This is a genomic window from Armatimonadota bacterium (assembly GCA_018268395.1).
GTDB lineage: Bacteria > Armatimonadota > Fimbriimonadia > Fimbriimonadales > Fimbriimonadaceae > JAEURO01.
In genome coordinates this window covers 137775-154494 of the sequence record JAFDWQ010000003.1, presented here as the reverse complement: position 1 = coordinate 154494, position 16720 = coordinate 137775, and the positions used below count along the sequence as shown (strand labels likewise).

The 16720-nt window shown below is 64.1% G+C and carries 13 protein-coding genes; 5 read left to right on the top strand and 8 right to left on the bottom strand.

Features of this window, described 5'->3' with window-relative positions:
- Positions 1-147, top strand: a 147-nt coding sequence (locus JST30_06180; GenBank protein MBS1713907.1) for a hypothetical protein, incomplete at its 5' end; no start/stop codon positions are given.
- Between the two features lie 62 nt (positions 148-209).
- On the opposite strand, the gene ftsY is transcribed toward JST30_06180, so the two are convergent.
- Genes ftsY through JST30_06150 form a run of 6 tightly spaced genes read right to left on the bottom strand, consistent with a single transcriptional unit; the run spans position 210 to position 6574 of the window.
- Positions 210-1082, bottom strand: a complete 873-nt coding sequence (gene ftsY / locus JST30_06175) for a signal recognition particle-docking protein FtsY (GenBank protein ID MBS1713906.1) — start codon at positions 1080-1082, stop codon at positions 210-212.
- A 36-nt stretch (positions 1083-1118) separates the two neighbouring features.
- A complete protein-coding gene (locus JST30_06170; GenBank protein MBS1713905.1) occupies positions 1119-2369 on the bottom strand; it encodes a hypothetical protein in 1251 nt (416 codons plus the stop codon).
- A 6-nt stretch (positions 2370-2375) separates the two neighbouring features.
- Positions 2376-3230 (bottom strand): ABC transporter permease, encoded by an 855-nt coding sequence (locus JST30_06165; protein MBS1713904.1) that lies wholly within the window; start codon positions 3228-3230, stop codon positions 2376-2378.
- Positions 3217-4224 (bottom strand): ABC transporter permease, encoded by a 1008-nt coding sequence (locus JST30_06160; protein ID MBS1713903.1) that lies wholly within the window; start codon positions 4222-4224, stop codon positions 3217-3219. The genes JST30_06165 and JST30_06160 overlap by 14 nt, the downstream gene beginning before the upstream one ends.
- Positions 4221-5708, bottom strand: coding sequence for an ATP-binding cassette domain-containing protein (locus tag JST30_06155; protein MBS1713902.1), 1488 nt, complete (start codon positions 5706-5708; stop codon positions 4221-4223). Before JST30_06155 ends, JST30_06160 begins: the two co-directional genes overlap by 4 nt.
- Entirely contained in the window at positions 5699-6574 is an 876-nt protein-coding gene (locus tag JST30_06150) for an NAD(P)-dependent oxidoreductase (GenBank protein MBS1713901.1), read from the bottom strand. Before JST30_06150 ends, JST30_06155 begins: the two co-directional genes overlap by 10 nt.
- Before the next feature lie 156 nt (positions 6575-6730).
- On the opposite strand from JST30_06150, the gene JST30_06145 reads away from it, so the two are divergent.
- The gene (locus JST30_06145) at positions 6731-7624 is read left to right on the top strand and encodes a prepilin-type N-terminal cleavage/methylation domain-containing protein (protein MBS1713900.1); all 894 of its coding nucleotides are present in this window, start codon (positions 6731-6733) and stop codon (positions 7622-7624) included.
- Positions 7621-7809: a hypothetical protein gene (locus JST30_06140; protein ID MBS1713899.1), complete on the top strand. Its 189-nt coding sequence runs from the start codon at positions 7621-7623 to the stop codon at positions 7807-7809. Before JST30_06145 ends, JST30_06140 begins: the two co-directional genes overlap by 4 nt.
- Positions 7810-7866: 57 nt before the next feature.
- Here the strand turns inward: JST30_06140 and JST30_06135 are convergent, their stop codons facing one another.
- Positions 7867-9414, bottom strand: coding sequence for a glutamate--tRNA ligase (locus tag JST30_06135; protein MBS1713898.1), 1548 nt, complete (start codon positions 9412-9414; stop codon positions 7867-7869).
- 92 nt (positions 9415-9506) lie between these two features.
- Positions 9507-12761, bottom strand: a complete 3255-nt coding sequence (locus tag JST30_06130; GenBank protein ID MBS1713897.1) for a PKD domain-containing protein — start codon at positions 12759-12761, stop codon at positions 9507-9509.
- A 326-nt stretch (positions 12762-13087) separates the two neighbouring features.
- Here JST30_06130 and JST30_06125 point away from each other — a divergent pair, with 326 nt between their 5' ends.
- Together JST30_06125 and JST30_06120 are read left to right on the top strand one after the other, a co-directional pair.
- Positions 13088-14548: a hypothetical protein gene (locus tag JST30_06125; protein MBS1713896.1), complete on the top strand. Its 1461-nt coding sequence runs from the start codon at positions 13088-13090 to the stop codon at positions 14546-14548.
- Complete coding sequence (locus JST30_06120) at positions 14545-16713, top strand: hypothetical protein (GenBank protein ID MBS1713895.1); 2169 nt, start codon at positions 14545-14547, stop codon at positions 16711-16713. The genes JST30_06125 and JST30_06120 overlap by 4 nt, the downstream gene beginning before the upstream one ends.
- The last annotated feature ends 7 nt before the right edge of the window (positions 16714-16720 follow it).

Here is a 16720-nt window from a genome sequence, read left to right as displayed (position 1 = left end):
ACGGGTTCGGCCACCTCGACGCCGCTCTCGCAGTACGTCGGCACGGCGGGCACGATGTCCGGCCGGGTCGAGGTCTACCGGAGCTTCAGCGCCGTCGCCGCCCCGTGCGTCGACATCGACGCCGCCCTCCTCAAGGTCACCGGCTGAGACGAGCCGCAATCTGACGAACCGGGGCCGCGCATCCAAGGAGGCGCAGCCCCGGACTCGTTTCAGTCGAAGAGGCCGCGCGAAAACTCAGCGGCATCGAAGTCCTTCAGGTCCTCCGGCTTCTCACCGGTCCCGACCAGTTTGATCGGGATCCGGAACCGCTCCCAAACGCCGATCAAAGCGCCGCCACGGGCCGTGCCGTCGAGCTTGGTCAAGACCAGACCGGTCACACCCGTCGCCTGAGAGAATTCTTCGGCCTGGCGGATCGCGTTCTGGCCCGTGTTGGCGTCCAACACCAGCAGCGTCTCATCGGGCGGACGCCCAAGGGCCTTCTCCGTGACCTTGGCGACTTTTTGAAGTTCGTGCATGAGGTTGGCCTTCGTGTGCTGGCGTCCGGCCGTGTCCGCCAGAACGTACGTACAGCCGCGCGCCTTTGCCGCTGTGACCGCGTCGAAAAGGACGCTGGCAGGGTCGGAGCCCGGTTGTGCGCCGACGAACTCCGCACCGGACTTTTGAGCCCAAAGCTGAAGCTGCTCGATCGCGGCCGCCCGGAACGTATCGCCGGCAGCGAGCAGGACGCGCTGGCCCTGTGACGTCAACCGCTTGGCGAGCTTTCCGATCGACGTCGTCTTGCCGACACCGTTGACGCCGACGAACAGGTAGACCGTCGGGGCCGTCGCGGCGACTTTGAGAGACGGGTCCCCACCCTGCCCGAAACGTTGGCGGATCTCGTCCTGCAATCTGTCCTTGATCCCGATCGGGGTCGTGATCTTTTCGGAACGGACGGCCTTGCGGACGTCTTCGATGATCGCATGGGTCACGGCGACGTGGGTATCGGCTTGAAGAAGCGCTTCTTCGAGTTCCTCATAGAGTTCTTCGTCGATAACGCCTCTTCCGAGGAGTCGGTCGACCCTCTCCATGAGCTTCCGGAACATCACCCGAAGTATGTCCGGGGTCCAGCTTGGACCGGGCTAAGACTGGGCCACGTAGTCGCTCAGGCTGACGGTGCGGGCCGAAGCCGGTCTCGTCGTCTTCATCGATGAAGCGTCGAAGCTCAATTCGCGGAAGGTGCGTGTCTGTCCCTGCATCGCGCCCGGCCCGACGTCGCGGGAGGACATGCTCAAAACGAACCCGTCCGACTTGCGGACGACGAGCGTCACTTTCGACTTCCGTGACGACGACTCGACCAGCGCGCACGGCTGGCCCTGGATGGTCGCCTTCCCTGTGAGGGTCACGTTCGAGTTCGAACCGAAGTAGATCCGGAAGGGGTTCTGGCCCCGGAGCAGGGCCTTCAGCAGCGGCTCGACCCGGGTGCCGGACCGAGCGACCGCGTCGACGATCTTCGACAGCGCGGCCGGGCCCTCGACGACGTCGCCCCGACCCTTGTCGAGCAGTTCGAACCGGTCCGATACGACCGACCAATCGGCCTTCGCGTCGTTCTGACGGACGTTTCCGGCCAAGACCCACACCTGCGACCTTTCGTCGGCCGACGACACTTCGTAAGCAAGACGCTTCGGATGGTCGTATTTGGCGAAGAGCTTCAGGACGACGGCTTTCGCTTCCGCAGAGCCGAACGTCGGCATGACGGTGTCGGCCCGGAGTTCGGTCGTCTTAACCGCTCCGGGCGGCGGCTCGAACGCGATCACAGTCGGTTTCTGACCGTAGTCCAACCGCCAATCCGTCCCGTATTGCGCTTCTTTGATCGCGACATGGCGCAGGAGGTCCGTCTTCGCGTCGATCGAGAGAAGGATCATGCCATGGTCGGTCTTGCACACGGCCGTCAGCATGCCGGGTTCGTTCGCGAACGACCACTCGCCTTTACCTTGGAACTCCTTCAACCAGCCCGCGACGCCGCCTTCCTCGAGAACGGCCATGAGGACGTCGTCGGCGACTTCAAGGCCGTGTTGGACCGCGAGGCCGAGCGACTCGTCCGAACGAGGCTTTTGCGTGTACTGCTTGGACGACCCGTCGTAGGCAAAAGTCTGTTCGGCCTGGACGACCACCCTCAGTGGTCGTTTGCGGTTTACCGTGACGTCGGCCACGCCGAGTTTGCGGTCATAAGAGACCGAATACAGGGTCTTCTCGCGAGACGTGAAGCCGGCTTGGTCGACGCGGAGCCGGAGACCTGCAGACTGGAGCACCCGATGGGCCGCCGAACACCGGGCGACCACGAAGTCCCCAGGTTGAAGCGTGGCCCCGACGATCGCGAGCGATACCAACATGGCGTCTCAGTGCTTGCCCAACCCGGCCGGCGGTCTGCTCTTCCCCAAGAGCCCGGCCAACGCGACGAGCGTGAACAAGTATGGCAAAGACGTCCAGAACTGAGTCGGGAGTTCGGCACCGACGAGCTTGGTGCCTTGCAAGTGCAACTGGACGGCTTCGACTAGCCCGAAGACGAGACAGGCAGCCAGCGCGGGCCAAGCCCTCCAGGATCCGATGATCAGGGCCGCCAAGGCGATGTAGCCACGCCCCGCCGTCATGTTCTCGGTGAAATTGCCCGCGTTGCTGACGATCAGGGCCCCTGCTAGTCCGCACAGGACGCCACCTGTCGCCAGTGCGCCGAACCGGACCCGGACAGGCTCGATCCCCATTTGCCGGCTCTTATCGGGATCGTTCCCGACGGCAAGGACCCATAGTCCGCCTCGCGTCCGGTCCATATACAGCGCGACGGCGACGACCGCTAAGAGCGCGGCGATCCAGTACACCTGCGACGGGAAGAGCGCGGCTTTGACCGTGCTCTGCGCGAGAAAGGCCTTGCTGACGAACGCCGTCGAACCGGCGGCAAGGGCGTTCAGGGCCATACCGCTGATGATCTGATCGATCCGGAACACTTGGGTCAAGACGGCGTGGAGCGACATCACCGCCGTTCCGATGGCCAATGCAGCAGCCAATCCAAGGGCAGGGGAGCGGGTGAGAATACCGACGAGCGCCGCCGTACATGCGCTGAAGAGCATGGCACCTTCAAGGGCGATGTTCATGACGCCGGACCGTTCGCTCAGCAGCCCGCCAAGGGCCGCAAGAACAAGGGGGGCGGCCAGCGCCAAGGCGCTGACGGCGAGGAGGCCGAAGTCAATCGACGGCAACGCCTGCCCTCCGATAGCGCACGGTCGCGAACACGATGATGATCAGGCCGAGGAGGATGCCGTTCATCCCTTTGGGCACACCGAGCAAGTCGACGGACGACGTCCCGGCGCTGATGACGGCGAACAGGAACGAGGCCGGGACCAGCCCCCAAGGCGAACCTCCGGCCAAGAGAGCGACGCCAAGGCCGTCGAACCCGTATCCAGGCGAAAAGTCCGCGTAGAACCTGTGCTCGAAACCGAGAGAGAGGAACGCGCCCGCGAGTCCCGCCAGGCCGCCGCTGACCGCCATAGCCCAGACCGTGACGCGCCGGACGTCGACTCCGGCGGCTTTGGCCGCGGTCGGGTTCGCACCCGTGGCCGCGACCTCGAACCCCGATACCGTCTTCTTGAGGAAAACGGCGAGCAAGGCTACGACGATCAGCCCCATGATCAAAGCGAGGTTCATGCGGAACGGAGGCTGGTCGACGACCGAAGGGATGAACGACCCTTTGTCGATCAACTTCGTCGTCGGACTTTGTTGCGACGGGTCCTTCATCGGGCCGGTCACGAGCCAGACCGTCAAGAACCCGGCGATGTTGTTGAGCATGATCGTCGAGATGACTTCGTGCCCGCCTTTATAAGCCTTGATCCAGGCGGCGGGCGACGCCCAGACCGCTCCGGCCACGACGGCCGCGGCGCAACCCGCCACGATCCCGGCCAGACCTGGGACGCGCATCGCGACGGCCGTCGCGGTACAAGCCCCGACGACCAGTTGGCCGTCGGCACCAATATTGAAAAGGCCCGCACGAAGGGCCAGGAACACGGCCGTGCCTGTGACGAGGAGGGGCGTCATTTCCCGCAGCGTCTGACGCCATGCGGCCGGCCCGCCGACGCTGCCTTCCACGAAGCTCTTCAAGGCCAGGCCCGGAGCGACGCCCGTCGATTGGACAGCGATCCAGACGAGGACGAACGCACCGACCGTGAGCAGGCCGTGTTTCCATGTCAAGCCCTTCACCCGGCCTCCACCATCATGCGGCCGATTTCGGCACGGTCGAACGCGACGTCGGACGAAGGTTCGGACAAGCGCCCTTGCGATATGACAAGGACCCGGTCGCAATGCTCGATCAGCTCGTCGAGGTCGAAGCTGACGATCAAGGCACAAGCGCCTTCGCGGCACAGGTCGCGGATGGCGCTATAGACCTTGGCCGTCCCGTCGATGTCGAGCCCGCGCGTCGGTTGGAAGGCCAGGACGAGCCGTGCACCGTCGCTGAGGGCCCTACCGGCCACGAACCGTTGTTGGTTGCCACCCGACAGGCTCGACATCGGTCGGTCCAAGCCGTCGTGTTTCGTACGGAACCGGGCTGCCGCCTGTTCTGCGAACGCTCGGCGCCCTGCGGCATCGATCCACGGCCCTTTCGCAAACGGCCTTGCCCATTGACGTCCGAGCGAGGCGTTCTCGTCCAACGACCACTCATCGATTACGCCCTCGGCATGACGGTCTTCTGGGATCAGTCGCAGGCCGTCCGCGAGCCGTTGTCGGGTCGCCCGCCCGTTCCAGGGCCGACCGTCGAACTCTAAAGTCCCTTCGGCCGGGACATGACCGGTCACGGCTTGGAACAACTCCCGCTGCCCGTTACCGTCGACGCCCGCAAGTCCGACGACCTCGCCAGAACGGACCATAAACGTGGCCCCCTTGACGGCGTCGTCGCCGCGATAGCCTTTCACTGTCAGTCCCTTTGCGGCGAAGAGCGGCCCCTTGACCTGGGGTTCGGACTTCACGGTGGCGGCGACGCTGTGGCCGACGATCGACTCCGCCAATCGGGACGCGTCCGTGTCCGCCACCTTTGTACTGCCGACGAGACGGCCTCCACGCAGGACGGTCGCAGTCTCACAGTGGCGCATCACTTCGGGCAGGCGGTGAGTGACGACGATCACGCAAGCTCCCTTCTCGGCGAACGCGTGCAGACTCGCGAACAGGGCCTCCGAATCGTCGGGCGAGAGCATCGCGGTCGGTTCGTCGAGGATCATCACCTTCGACTCCCGCCACACGAGCTTCAGGATTTCCAGCTTTTGCTTTCCGGCCGGACTCAAGGTGTCGGCCCTCGCGTGCCAATCGAAGGCGTAACCCATCTTCGCCGCGAGCGACTCCGCCCTCGCCGTGCCGTCGGTCTTCGACAGCGCCCAGGACGGTTCGGCTCCGAGCATCAGGTTCTGAAGGCACGTGAGCTCTGGAATGACGCTGTAGTGTTGCGACACCATTCCGATTCCGGCCTCGATGGCCTCGGAGGAACGGGCGAACGTCCGGGTCGCTCCGTCGACTTCGATCGTTCCGGCGTCGGGCGCGAGGGCGCCGTAGAGGATCCGCATGAGCGTGGTCTTTCCGGCACCGTTCTCCCCGACGATCGCGTGGATCGCCCCCGCCCTTGCTTCGAACCCGACGTCGTCGAGCGCTTTCATGGCTCCGAACGACTTCGTGACGCCCGTCAGCTTTACGTCCACGACGCGGACTCCAGGCCGAGGATCACCTCGTAGAGCGCGGCGGTGGTCCGATCGTCAAGACCCTGTTCCGTAAGCTTGGACAACAGGAAATCGACAAGGACCGTGCCTGGGAGCGCCGCACCCATTTCCTTGGCCGCGTCGAAAGCGTAGGCAAAGTCCTTGCGCTGGTTTTTGACGCTGAAACCCGGAGTCCAATCGCCGTTCAGGATTTTCGGGCCGTAATGTTCGAAGGCCCAAGATCCTGCCGCGCCACCGGCCAACAGCTCGCGGGTCGTCGCAAGGTCGAGTCCGGCCTTACTGGCGAAAGCCAAGCTTTCGCAAAGGCCCAACAGCGCCCCTCCGACCGCGATCTGGTTCGCGACTTTCATCGTTTGTCCGGCGCCGCCCGGCCCGACGAGCCGAGTCCGCTTCGCGTAGGCTTCCATGACAGGGCGAGCCCGTTCATAGTCTTCGTCACGTCCTCCACAGAAGACCGTCAGCGTGCCGGCTTGGGCTCCCATCGACCCTCCGGTGACGGGCGCGTCCATAAACCGCAAGCCTCGCTCGGCGAGATCGGCCTGGAGGTCACGGGCCGTTTCCGGTGACGTCGTCGAGTGGTCGACGAACAACGTGTCCTCGGCGGCGTGGGGCATCATTGCGGCGACGACGCCGAAGACGTCTTCGTTCCGGCTGACGCACGTGAAGACGATGTCAGAAGCGACCGGAACCTCGCCGATCTCGTCAGCAACGCGTGCGCCGGCCTCTCCGAGCGGTGCACATTTGGCCGCGGTCCGGTTCCAAACGGTGACGTCGTGGCCGGCCCTGACCAAGTGCCCCGCCATGGGCGCGCCCATCACTCCGAGACCGACGAATCCGACCCTTGCCACGGGCCGACTTTTTACCCCGAGAGGGGCGGCTTCCGGCAGATCGGGCCGCACCGGTCCGCGTACAGTCGGCCAAAGAGTTTTTCACGGAAGTGGCGTGCCCGGGCAAACCGCCTCTATAATGCGGCTTGAGGCGCCCCAGAACCGGGTGCGGCAATCATCGTGAATAAACGGGCCTTTACCTTGATCGAACTTCTGGTCGTGATCGCCATCATCGCGATCTTGGCCGCGATCCTCTTCCCGGTCTTCGCCCAAGCGAAGACCGCCGCCAAGGGCACCATGTGGCTGTCGAACTGCCGACAGACGATGGTCGCCACCTTGATGTACACGACCGACAACGAGGACGGTATGCCCTTTGTGAACCAGGGCAACAACCCGATCGGATGGGGGTTCGGCCGGCCCGACTACATCTGGTTCGAGTTGGTCCAACCCTATGCCAAGAACTGGGACATCAGCGTGTGCCCCGTCGACCCGCTTCCCCTTAACCGCAGGCACTGTGACGCCAACGACAACGAGTGCACCGGTACTCCGCTCAAGGAGACGGACCCGAACTACTGGTACTCGGTCGCCTCGAGGGCGAACATGGGACTGAACTTCGAATTCGTCAGTCCGTGGGTCGTCCGAGGCCGTTACGTCGGGTCCGAGCCTCAGAACATGGGCCGCTTCGCCGCCCATGCCGACACGATCATGCAAGTCGATTCCGTGTGGTACCGGAACGCCCAAGGCACGCCCGTCGGCGGAGGGAACTGGGTCGTCGAGCCGCCCTGCGTCTATGACGACGCCGGACAACTGATGGAGCCCATGAAATCCCTGTCGGCCAAAGGCGAATGGCGCTACTACGGACCGGGAGGCTGGACGCTGGACACCAACTCCAAGAGCTGGCTCGTCTATGGCGGTTCATGGCCGTGGGTCAACGGTCGCTTCCGCGTCACGTTTATGGACGGACACTTGAAGACGATGGCGATCGGACAGCTCGCGCAGGGTTGCGACCTTCGGCCGCTCTGGCGCGGAAGGGTCTTCGATAAGACGCGCTATCTGTGGGACATGGAATGAAGAGGCTCGGAATCCTCGCCCTTGCCGTCTTTGCGGCCTCGTGCTCCTCGTCCGGCCCGGACGGGGCGTCGAGCGCGGCAGGGGACCAGGTCCTCAAAGACGCCCCGAAATCCAAAGGCAGCTATGAGGACATGCCCCAGCCTCCGGGCGGTATCGAAAAGGGTAAGTCGCCGAACGGAGGCTGACGCTATAGTGGCCGACAAAGGGCCGGTGCGCCAAGCCCGGTCTCCCTTTGTCGGCCGTTAGCGGTCTCCGATGGCGGACTGCAGTCGCTTGACGATCCGCTCTGGCCCCAGGACGGCCATGAGTTCGAAGAGACCAGGGCCGACGGTCGAACCCGTCAACGCGACGCGGACGGGATGGACGACGGGGCCTAGTTTTTCGATCCCCATCTCGGTCTGACACGCCTTCAACGCGACTTCGTAGTCCGTATGACCGTGAGCCGTCATGCCCGTCACCTTGTCCGATAACCGTCGGAACAGGTCGGGCACGTGCGGTTCGTGGAACCACTTTTCGACCGCTTTCGGATCGAAGTCGACGGTCTCGACGAACAAGAACCGGCAGGCCGGACCGAAGTCGGCCAAGTTCGTGACGCGCTCCTGGAGAAGTGCGACGGCGGCCTCGGCCGAACGAGGGTCTGCAGAGGCAAGCCTGCGGAGGCCGTCCAACCGCACGTGGGGATCGACTTCGTCCGAAGACGGGACACGGGCGGACCAATACCGCTCCGTTTCCTGGCGGCCGGCATAGTCCCGGACTTCATCGGCCAGCCGTTGCGGACCGGAGTTCCGTACGTGAACGCCGCTCATCCATTGCAGCTTGTCCGCGTCGAACACGCCGCTCGACGGCTGCACCCCCTTGAGGTCGAACGCCTCCGCCATTTCGTCCATCGACATGACCTCTCGGTCGCCTCCCGGCGACCAGCCGATCAAGGCGATGAAATTCGCCAAGGCACGGCCTAGGAACCCGGCCCGTCTGAAGTCCAGGCAAGCCGTATCGCCGTGCCGCTTGCTCAGTTTCGATCCGTCCTTGCCCTTGATCACGGGTAAGTGCACCATGACGGGTGGCGTCCATCCGAGCGCTCCGAACAGGACGACGTGCTTGGGCGCACTGCTGATCCATTCTTCGCCACGAAAGATGTGGGTGACCTCCATCAGGTGGTCGTCGACCATTGCGGCGAAGTGATAGGTCGGCATACCGTCGGCCTTGATGAGCACGGGGTCGTCGACCAGGTCGCTGTCGTGCTCGATCCGTCCCCGGACGGCGTCCTCCACGACGATCTTCAGCCCGCGGGGCACCTTAAGCCGGACCACCCCCGGCTTGCCCGCTGCCTGTGCCGCTTCGACTTTGGCCGTCGGTGCATCCCGCCACTCGCCGCCGAAATAGCCCGTGGACAACTTCTGGGCTTCGCGTTCCTTACGCATCGCCTCGAGCTCCTCCGAAGTGTCGAACGCCCAATACGCGTCTCCTTGCTCGATCAGCCGTCGCCAATGCGGCCCGTAGATTCCCGCGGCGTTCCGCTCGCTCTGCCGGTACGGCCCGAACGGCCCTTCAGACGGTTCTGGCCCGTCCGAGCCCACGCCTTCCTGCCACTCCACTCCGACGTAGCGAAGGCTCTCCAAAATCTCCGCTTCGCACCCTTCGACCGTCCGGGCCCGGTCCGTGTCCTCGATCCGGACGATGTTCACCCCGCCGTGGCGTTTGGCGAACAAGTGGTTGTAGAGCGCTGTGCGGATGTTCCCGACGTGCGGGCTTCCGGTCGGGCTCGGAGCATAGCGGACTCTGACGGTCATGTGGCCTGATTATGATGAGGCTCGTGCCGGGCCACGGTGCGGGCCTATCGTCGGGATCGCCGACGATAGGCCCGCCTTGCTCCACCGTGCCCTTACGGGTACAGCACCGCCAATCGGAGGTGGTCGGTCTTAGCCCTCCATCCGCGGGCGGCCAACACCCCGGATTTGGTCCACGACATTCGAAGCTTCACGGTCCGGGTTCCCGAATCCAGATATCGGGAAGCTCCGGTCATGACCGCGACCTCGTACGGTACGTCCGATTTCACGGAAGGCCGGTCGTCGAGAAGGTCCCACCGGCCGGTTTGGACGTTCCACGCGTACAGCTTCTGACGGACGTTGCCCGATGGGTTCGCCGTGACCGACGACTCGAACCGGACGACGAAGCCCTCGGCGGTCGACTGATCGACCACGAACCCCGCTTCGAACTGTGCGGCCGGTCCGTTGAGCGAGGCCGTGGCACCCTCCCTGATCTCGTATCCGACGTCGTTACTCGTCGCCAAGCTTGACGCGTCTCCGGACTGATAAAGACCGACCGTGGTCGAGACGTCGACAGGCGTCTCCAGGCTCGAGGGCCCGACCACGACGTGGAGGCGGTTCGTCGTTGTCGCCTGGTCGCTGTCCCATACGGTCAAGTCGACGGGCCAGATGCCGCGTTGGCCGAACGTGTGGTAGCCCGTCGCTCCCCAATAGTCGCTGTGGTCGTCGCCGAACGTCCAGCGGATGTTCCCGACCAGTCCGTCCGGGTCGTACGAACCTGTAGCGGTGAACACGGCGTCCAAGGACGGGTGTCCGTTTGCCGGCGTCGCGACTCCGACGGCGACAGGCGGCAGGTTCTTTTGTTTGGGCCAAACGAGGATCGCTTGCCTCGTCTTCAACCCACCGTTGTCGGTCACCGTCAGTTCGACCGTTCTCGGTACTCCTTCGACGTACGTGTGGGACGGATCGGGAAGCGTCGAGGTCGATCCGTCGCCGAAGTCCCAGAAGTAGGACACGATCGTGCCGTCTGGGTCGAGCGATCCGGCCGCGCTGAATGACACGGGCAATGGCACCGTCCCACTAGACGGAGTCGCCGTCGCGACGGCCACCGGGGCGACGTTGTCCTGTGAACCGAGTACGTCGTAGCCGATCCGGTAGTTCGTGAGACCCTGAGCGTTTTGCATCAGGGAACCGAAGTAGATCGTCCGGCCGGCGTTCGACACCACGGTCGGGTCGCTTTCGCCGATCGGGCTCCGATTGAACACGAACCCTTGCGGGTCGACGACGGTACCCTCAGGCGTGACGCGCATGCCGAACAGGTCGCCCCTGGCGTCGATCTGGTCAAGGGTCCAGTACGTCGTGCGGTTCTTCTGCTCTTGATAGGCGATCACGAAGTGCCGCCCGTCCCAATCCACGCGGGGTCGGTACTGGTTCCCCGACCAGGGAGTCAGGTTTTTGGCCGCAGAGACCGTCCCTGTCGAATCGATGAAACGGCACAGCATGTCGGTTTCGACCCCAGACGTCAGCTCTTGCGACTGGACCATGATGGCCCGCGATCCGTTTGACGCCAGTCCGATTTCAAAGATGCCGTTGCCACCGGCCGTCGAGTACGTCGTATGCACCGCGAAGGACGCACCCGGAGCACCGCTCGTCGGAACGAAAATCCCGGCGGTGTCGGCGATCGAATTATCGTGCGACCAATTGCTCATGAAGACGACGAGGAACCGGCCGCCGAGTGCGACGACCGAAGGCGGACGCGAGACGTACCCGCCGCCCAAGACAACGGGCGTCGCATCGAGCACGGCCATGTCCGTGGACCGGATCCTCGTCCCGTAAGCGGTGATCACTTGGCCGCCCTGGAACGACTTTCGACCGAGGACGAGGGCCGTATCGCCGATCGCACAGACGTCGGAGGGTCCGAAGATTCCGCTCATCACGGCCACAGGCCCCGGGTCGACCAACGAGCCGTCAGGACGGATCCTTTGGACGAAGATCGTGGCGCCGTTGCCCCATGCCACGATGTAGCCGGACGGCGTCCAGCAAACCTGTGGCGTGGTCGGACCATTGATCGCCGGGCCTGTCGTCAAGGTCACAGGTTCGGCTAGTAGAGGGTTTCCGAGCGCATCGAGCGGCACGGCCATGACCCTGGCGACCGCCGAATCCGTGCTTCGGTAGACCACCATGAATCCGGACCCGTTCGTCGCCGCGTCAGGCCGGACCTGTTGGGGTGCAGCGTTGGAAACGCCGTGTTCTCCCAGAGTCGTCCCTCCCGCCAGGATCCGTGTACCGAAAATGTTGTTCGAACTATTGTCATAGTCGGACCAAACGGTCTGGGCTCCGCCGTCTGGCAGGGCCGCGATCGGGCCGTATTGCGCACCTTGGACAGCCAGTCCGCCTGCGGCGACGACCGTCCCATCGGCTCGAACGGTCGCCATCCGGACGCCACCGAACACGGGCCATGTCACACGCCAATCCGAGCCGCTCCAGGACGCGAGAGGCCCGCTCTGCCCATAGGGTTGGAAGCTGCCTGAGACGTCACGACCGTCGCCGTCCAGCTTTTGGCCTTGTGCGTTCACCCGGTTCACCCAAATGTGGTTCGTGAAATCGGACAATTGCCGTTCCGAGGCGAGGAGGAAATTGGTGCCGTCCGAAGACAACGACTGGGTCCGCCAGCCTTGGACGATGACCGGAAGGGGGTCGAGGACCTTCAGGTTCGAATCGAACCGGACGTACTCTGTATCGTTGTTGACGTTGTCCATGACGAGCATGAAGACCCCGTCGGCATAGGCGAGACGAAGGTTGAAGCGTAAGAAGTACGCCTCGGGCACGACGAGCTTATCGGACGGGTCCAACACTTGGCCGTTCGGGCCGACGCGCACCGCGACCGTCCCGTTGCTCGTCGAGGTTCCTTGACAAGCGACCACCCAGTTCGACCCGTCGGTCGCCAGGTCCCATTGCACACCAGAGTTCGATCCGAGACCATAGAGCGTGATCGGACGCTGGTCGACGATTTGCCCGTCAGGAGCGACGCGTACGGCGGCGAGGGTCTTTTCGTAGTAAGAGCCCGTGCCCGAGAGACCCGTCGTTTCGAACACGACGAGCCAATGGTTGCCGTTCCAGCAGACTTTCGGGTTCTCCTGCGCCGCTGGAACCGTTGCGATCGGGAACGGGGTGGCCCCGATCGGAGCGCCGTCAGGTCCGAACCGAAGACCATAGATGTCCCTTCCGGTTTCATAGTCGAAGCTCCCGTAGGGGTTCGAGCGGTAATCCGACCAGACAGCGAGCGACCCGTTAGAGGACCTCGCGATCGCCGGTGCCGACTGGTCGGCGGCAGAGGGCGCGATCGTGAAGTCGCCGGGAAGGAACTTCATCTGCGCCGAGGACGCGAGGGAAAGGGTAAGCAGCGAAAGTACGGTCGTAAGCCGTAACCCTAGCGAAGCGGTCATAGGTTATCAATCTCCCATGGCTAGTCCGAAGCAGCCACGATAAGTAGAGCCTAAAGTTCGGCCCCGTGAGACAAGGCCGGGACCCGACCGGTGTCGGCCTTTTGGAGGACGGCACGGCCAGGACGATGCCCGTACCAGGGCGGTCTCATGGACCGGACAGGTAGAACCGCCCCCTTTCAAGGGGATCCGTCGCTTTCCTCGAAACAAGAACGTTCTGCGTTTCACGGTTCGGCCGAGGCTAAACTCAAGCCGTGCCGTTCGCACCTGTCCTCTTCACCATGGCCTTGCAACAGCGCGGGCTGACCTTTGAAACTTCTTTGAAGAGCGTCGCCGTGTTCCGCGACGGGTATGGCTACTACGTCCGAGAAGGGCAAGTCAAGCTCGAGAACGGCTGGGCGACGACGAACTTCGTCCCCAGCGCGATCCGTGGAACCGTCTACGTCTACGCGCTCGACAAGGGCGACCGGATCGACGAAGTCATTACGACCCGCGACAACCGCATCGAGTTCGGCAATCCGGCCGAGTTGAAGTCCAAGCTCGCCGACAAGACGGGGTTACGGCTGGTCGTCACCGCCAATAACGGACAACGGTTCGAGGGCGAACTCGCACGCCTTCTCGACGACATGTTGCTCCTCCAAGTCGGTGCGGGCTACAGCGCCGTGCCCTACAACCAGATCCAGGGAGTCAGCCTGCCGGGCTATCCGATCAGGGTCAAGGTCGACACCAAAGACCCGAACAAGACGACCAAGCTCGGGATCGCGTACCTCCAAGAAGGCATCCGATGGGAGCCGAGCTACGTGCTCGCGATCGACGGCGGCAAAGCCAACCTCCAGCTTCGGGCCTCGATGCAGAACACGACCGAGACCTTGAACAAGAGCGACGTCCTCTTCGTGGTCGGATCCCCGTTCGTCGCCAACCGGGGCGTCCAAGACATGGTCGGCGTGATCGCGCCGCAAGTCGCCACCGGTGCTCCGGCTCCTGAAAGCGACGCCAAGCGGTTGCCCGAAGCCCAGCCCGAAGAAGCGGCCCGCCTGAACGGCGGTAAAGCGACGATCGCGGCCGAGGAGTCAGGAGAGCTCTACTTCTATCGGAAGGCGGGACTGTCCCTTGCGACGAACGACATTGCGATGGTCTCGATCTTCCAGCAAGACGTCCCGGTCTCTCCCTCGTTCGAGTGGAACGCCGACGGTGAAGACGTGCTCTACATCTTGAACCTCGAGAACGTCACGAAGCAGCCTCTCACCACGGGCCCGGTCTTCGTGGTCGAAGACGGTCGTGCGGTCGGACAAGAGACGGTCAAATACACGCCGGCAGGCGGGACGGCCGAGATCCGTCTCTCGCGGGGCATCGGCATGCGGGTCGAAAAGACCGAATCGGAAGTCAAACGAGGGGCGCCCGTTCATATCGGAAAGTCCGACTTCATTCCGGTGACGCTCAGAGGCGAACTGAAGCTCTCGAACCTGCGAGGTTCCGACGCGACGGTCAAGATCAAGAAGACGGTGCGCGGCCGCATCGTCTCTCAAAGCGACGGTGGATCGGTCCGGCAGACGCAAGTCCTGACCGGGGAAGTCAACGCGATCAACGACCTGGAGTGGAAAGTGACCGCCAAGGCAGGTCAGACGTCGACCGTCTCCTACACGTTCGAAGCCATGGTCTTCGCCGACCGTTCCGGGACACCGCCCGTACCGGAGCGACCCGACGGACGGCCTTGAGCCGGCTCCTGCATCTTAGGGCGTGGCTCGGGATCGCGGTGGCGGCCGCGGCAGGAACGTCCGTCGCCCAGGACGACGACCGGTCCCGTGGAACGTTCGATTGGAAGCGTTTCTCGGAGCAACAGGCCGCGCTCGCCCCTCCTCCGTCGCCTGAGGCCTACCTCAGCGCGTTCGTCAAAGCCGAGCGGTTCCCTCTCTACCGCGACCGCCAAGGCGCCATCGGGCGATGGGAAGAGATCGGTCCTTCCGTCTTGATCGGGGGATGGGGCGGGATGGAGAACTGCGGCCGCACGACCGCACTGGTGGTCGATCACACGGACTCTCAGACCCTTTACGCCGGAGCGGCTTCGGGAGGGTTGTGGAAGAGCGTGGACGGTGGCGGCGACTGGAAGCCGCTCGCCGACCGCCAAGCGTCGCTCGCCTTCGGCGCCCTTGCGATCGACCCGATGGACCGCAACGTCGTCTACGCAGGGACGGGCGAACCGCACTACGCGTTCGACAGCTTCGCCGGAGTCGGCATGCTGAAGAGCCGCGACGGAGGGGCCCATTGGGAGCTTCTCGGTCCGGACGTCTTCGCCGGGCACTCGTTCACCAGGATCGTCTTAAACCCTGAACGATCCGGATTCCTCTACGCTTCGACGACAGGAGGCGTGTACCGCAGCACCGACGGAGGTTCGAGTTGGGTCCGCCTCCTCGGCGGTCCGGCCAGCGACCTCATGATCGATCCCCGGGACCCTGACACGTTGATCGCGGCCGTCGGCGCGCCTTGGGGAAACCCGTTCAACGGCCTCTACCGCACCCGCGACGCCGGCCAACACTGGGAACGTCTCGTCCAAGACCTGCCGTTCAACGGATGGGCGATCGGAAGGATCCAAATGGGAAGGTGCGACGCCTTTCCGAACGTCGTCTACGCCTCGTTCTACGGCTCGAACAACGCCCTTTACGGTGTGTACAAGAGCACAGATTCCGGTGACCGGTGGCTCCGGCTCCCCAACGTTCCGGACTATGGCGGCGGGCAAGGCTGGTACGACAACTACTTGACGGTCAGTCCGGCCAACCCGAACGTGGTCTTCGTGGGGGGGACGTCGACCTACCGGACGGTCGACGGCGGACAGAACTGGTCGGACAACACCCGCTCGTATGCCGGCGGCCCCGTCCATCCCGACCACCACTTTTTCACCTTTGACCCGAACCGGCCGGACACCGTCTACCTTTGTGGCGACGGAGGCGTGTTCCGGTCCGACGATCTGGGCGGCACATGGAGGTCCGCCTGCAACGGCATGGGCACCGTCCAGTTCCAGTCTGTCGACGTCCACCCGACGGACCCCGGGATCGCCTACGGCGGGACTCAAGACAACGGCACGAACAAGCGGGCGGGCAGTCAGGCCTGGCGTCACGTCTTCAGCGGTGACGGTGGCGTCACCCGTGTCGACTGGAGGAACCCGGACACGGTGTACACGGAATACGTGAACCTGATCATGTACAAGTCGACGGACGCCGGCAACAGTTGGACGGAAGCGTTCCACGGGATCGACCTCGGCGAAGGCGCCCTTTTCTACGCGCCGTTCAACTTGGACCCCAGCAATCCTGAAATCCTCGTGGCCGGGACACAGAGCGTTTGGCGTTCGACCGACGGCGCGGTCAGTTGGCGACGCATCAGCCCCCCGCTCGGTTGGCTCCTGTCAGCGGTTTCGATAGCGCCCAACAACGGATCGGTGATCTACGCGGGCAGTTCCGGTGGCGGGATCTGGGTCACGGCCGACACCGGGAAGTCTTGGTTCGACGTCACGAAAGGCCCGCCGCGAGCCTATGTCAGCGACCTGTGCATCGATCCTGCCAATGCCCGGCACGTCTATCTCGCACAGGCCGCGTGGGGCGGTAACCGCGTTTGGGAAAGCACGGACGCCGGGGCGTCTTGGACCGCGATCGGTGACGGGCTGCCCCAAGTTCCTGCACGATGCTTGACGCTCGACCCTCACGACCGCTCCACGCTGTACCTCGGCACGGAGGTCGGCGTGTTCGTGCTCAAGCCTGGAGGTCGATGGGAACGCTTGGGCCAGGGGCTGCCCAACTCTCCGGTCATGTCCATCGTCGCGAACCCGAGGACCGGCTTTCTAACGGTCGGTACGCACGGTCGCGGTGCTTGGCGCATCGCGCTGCCTTAGACACCGC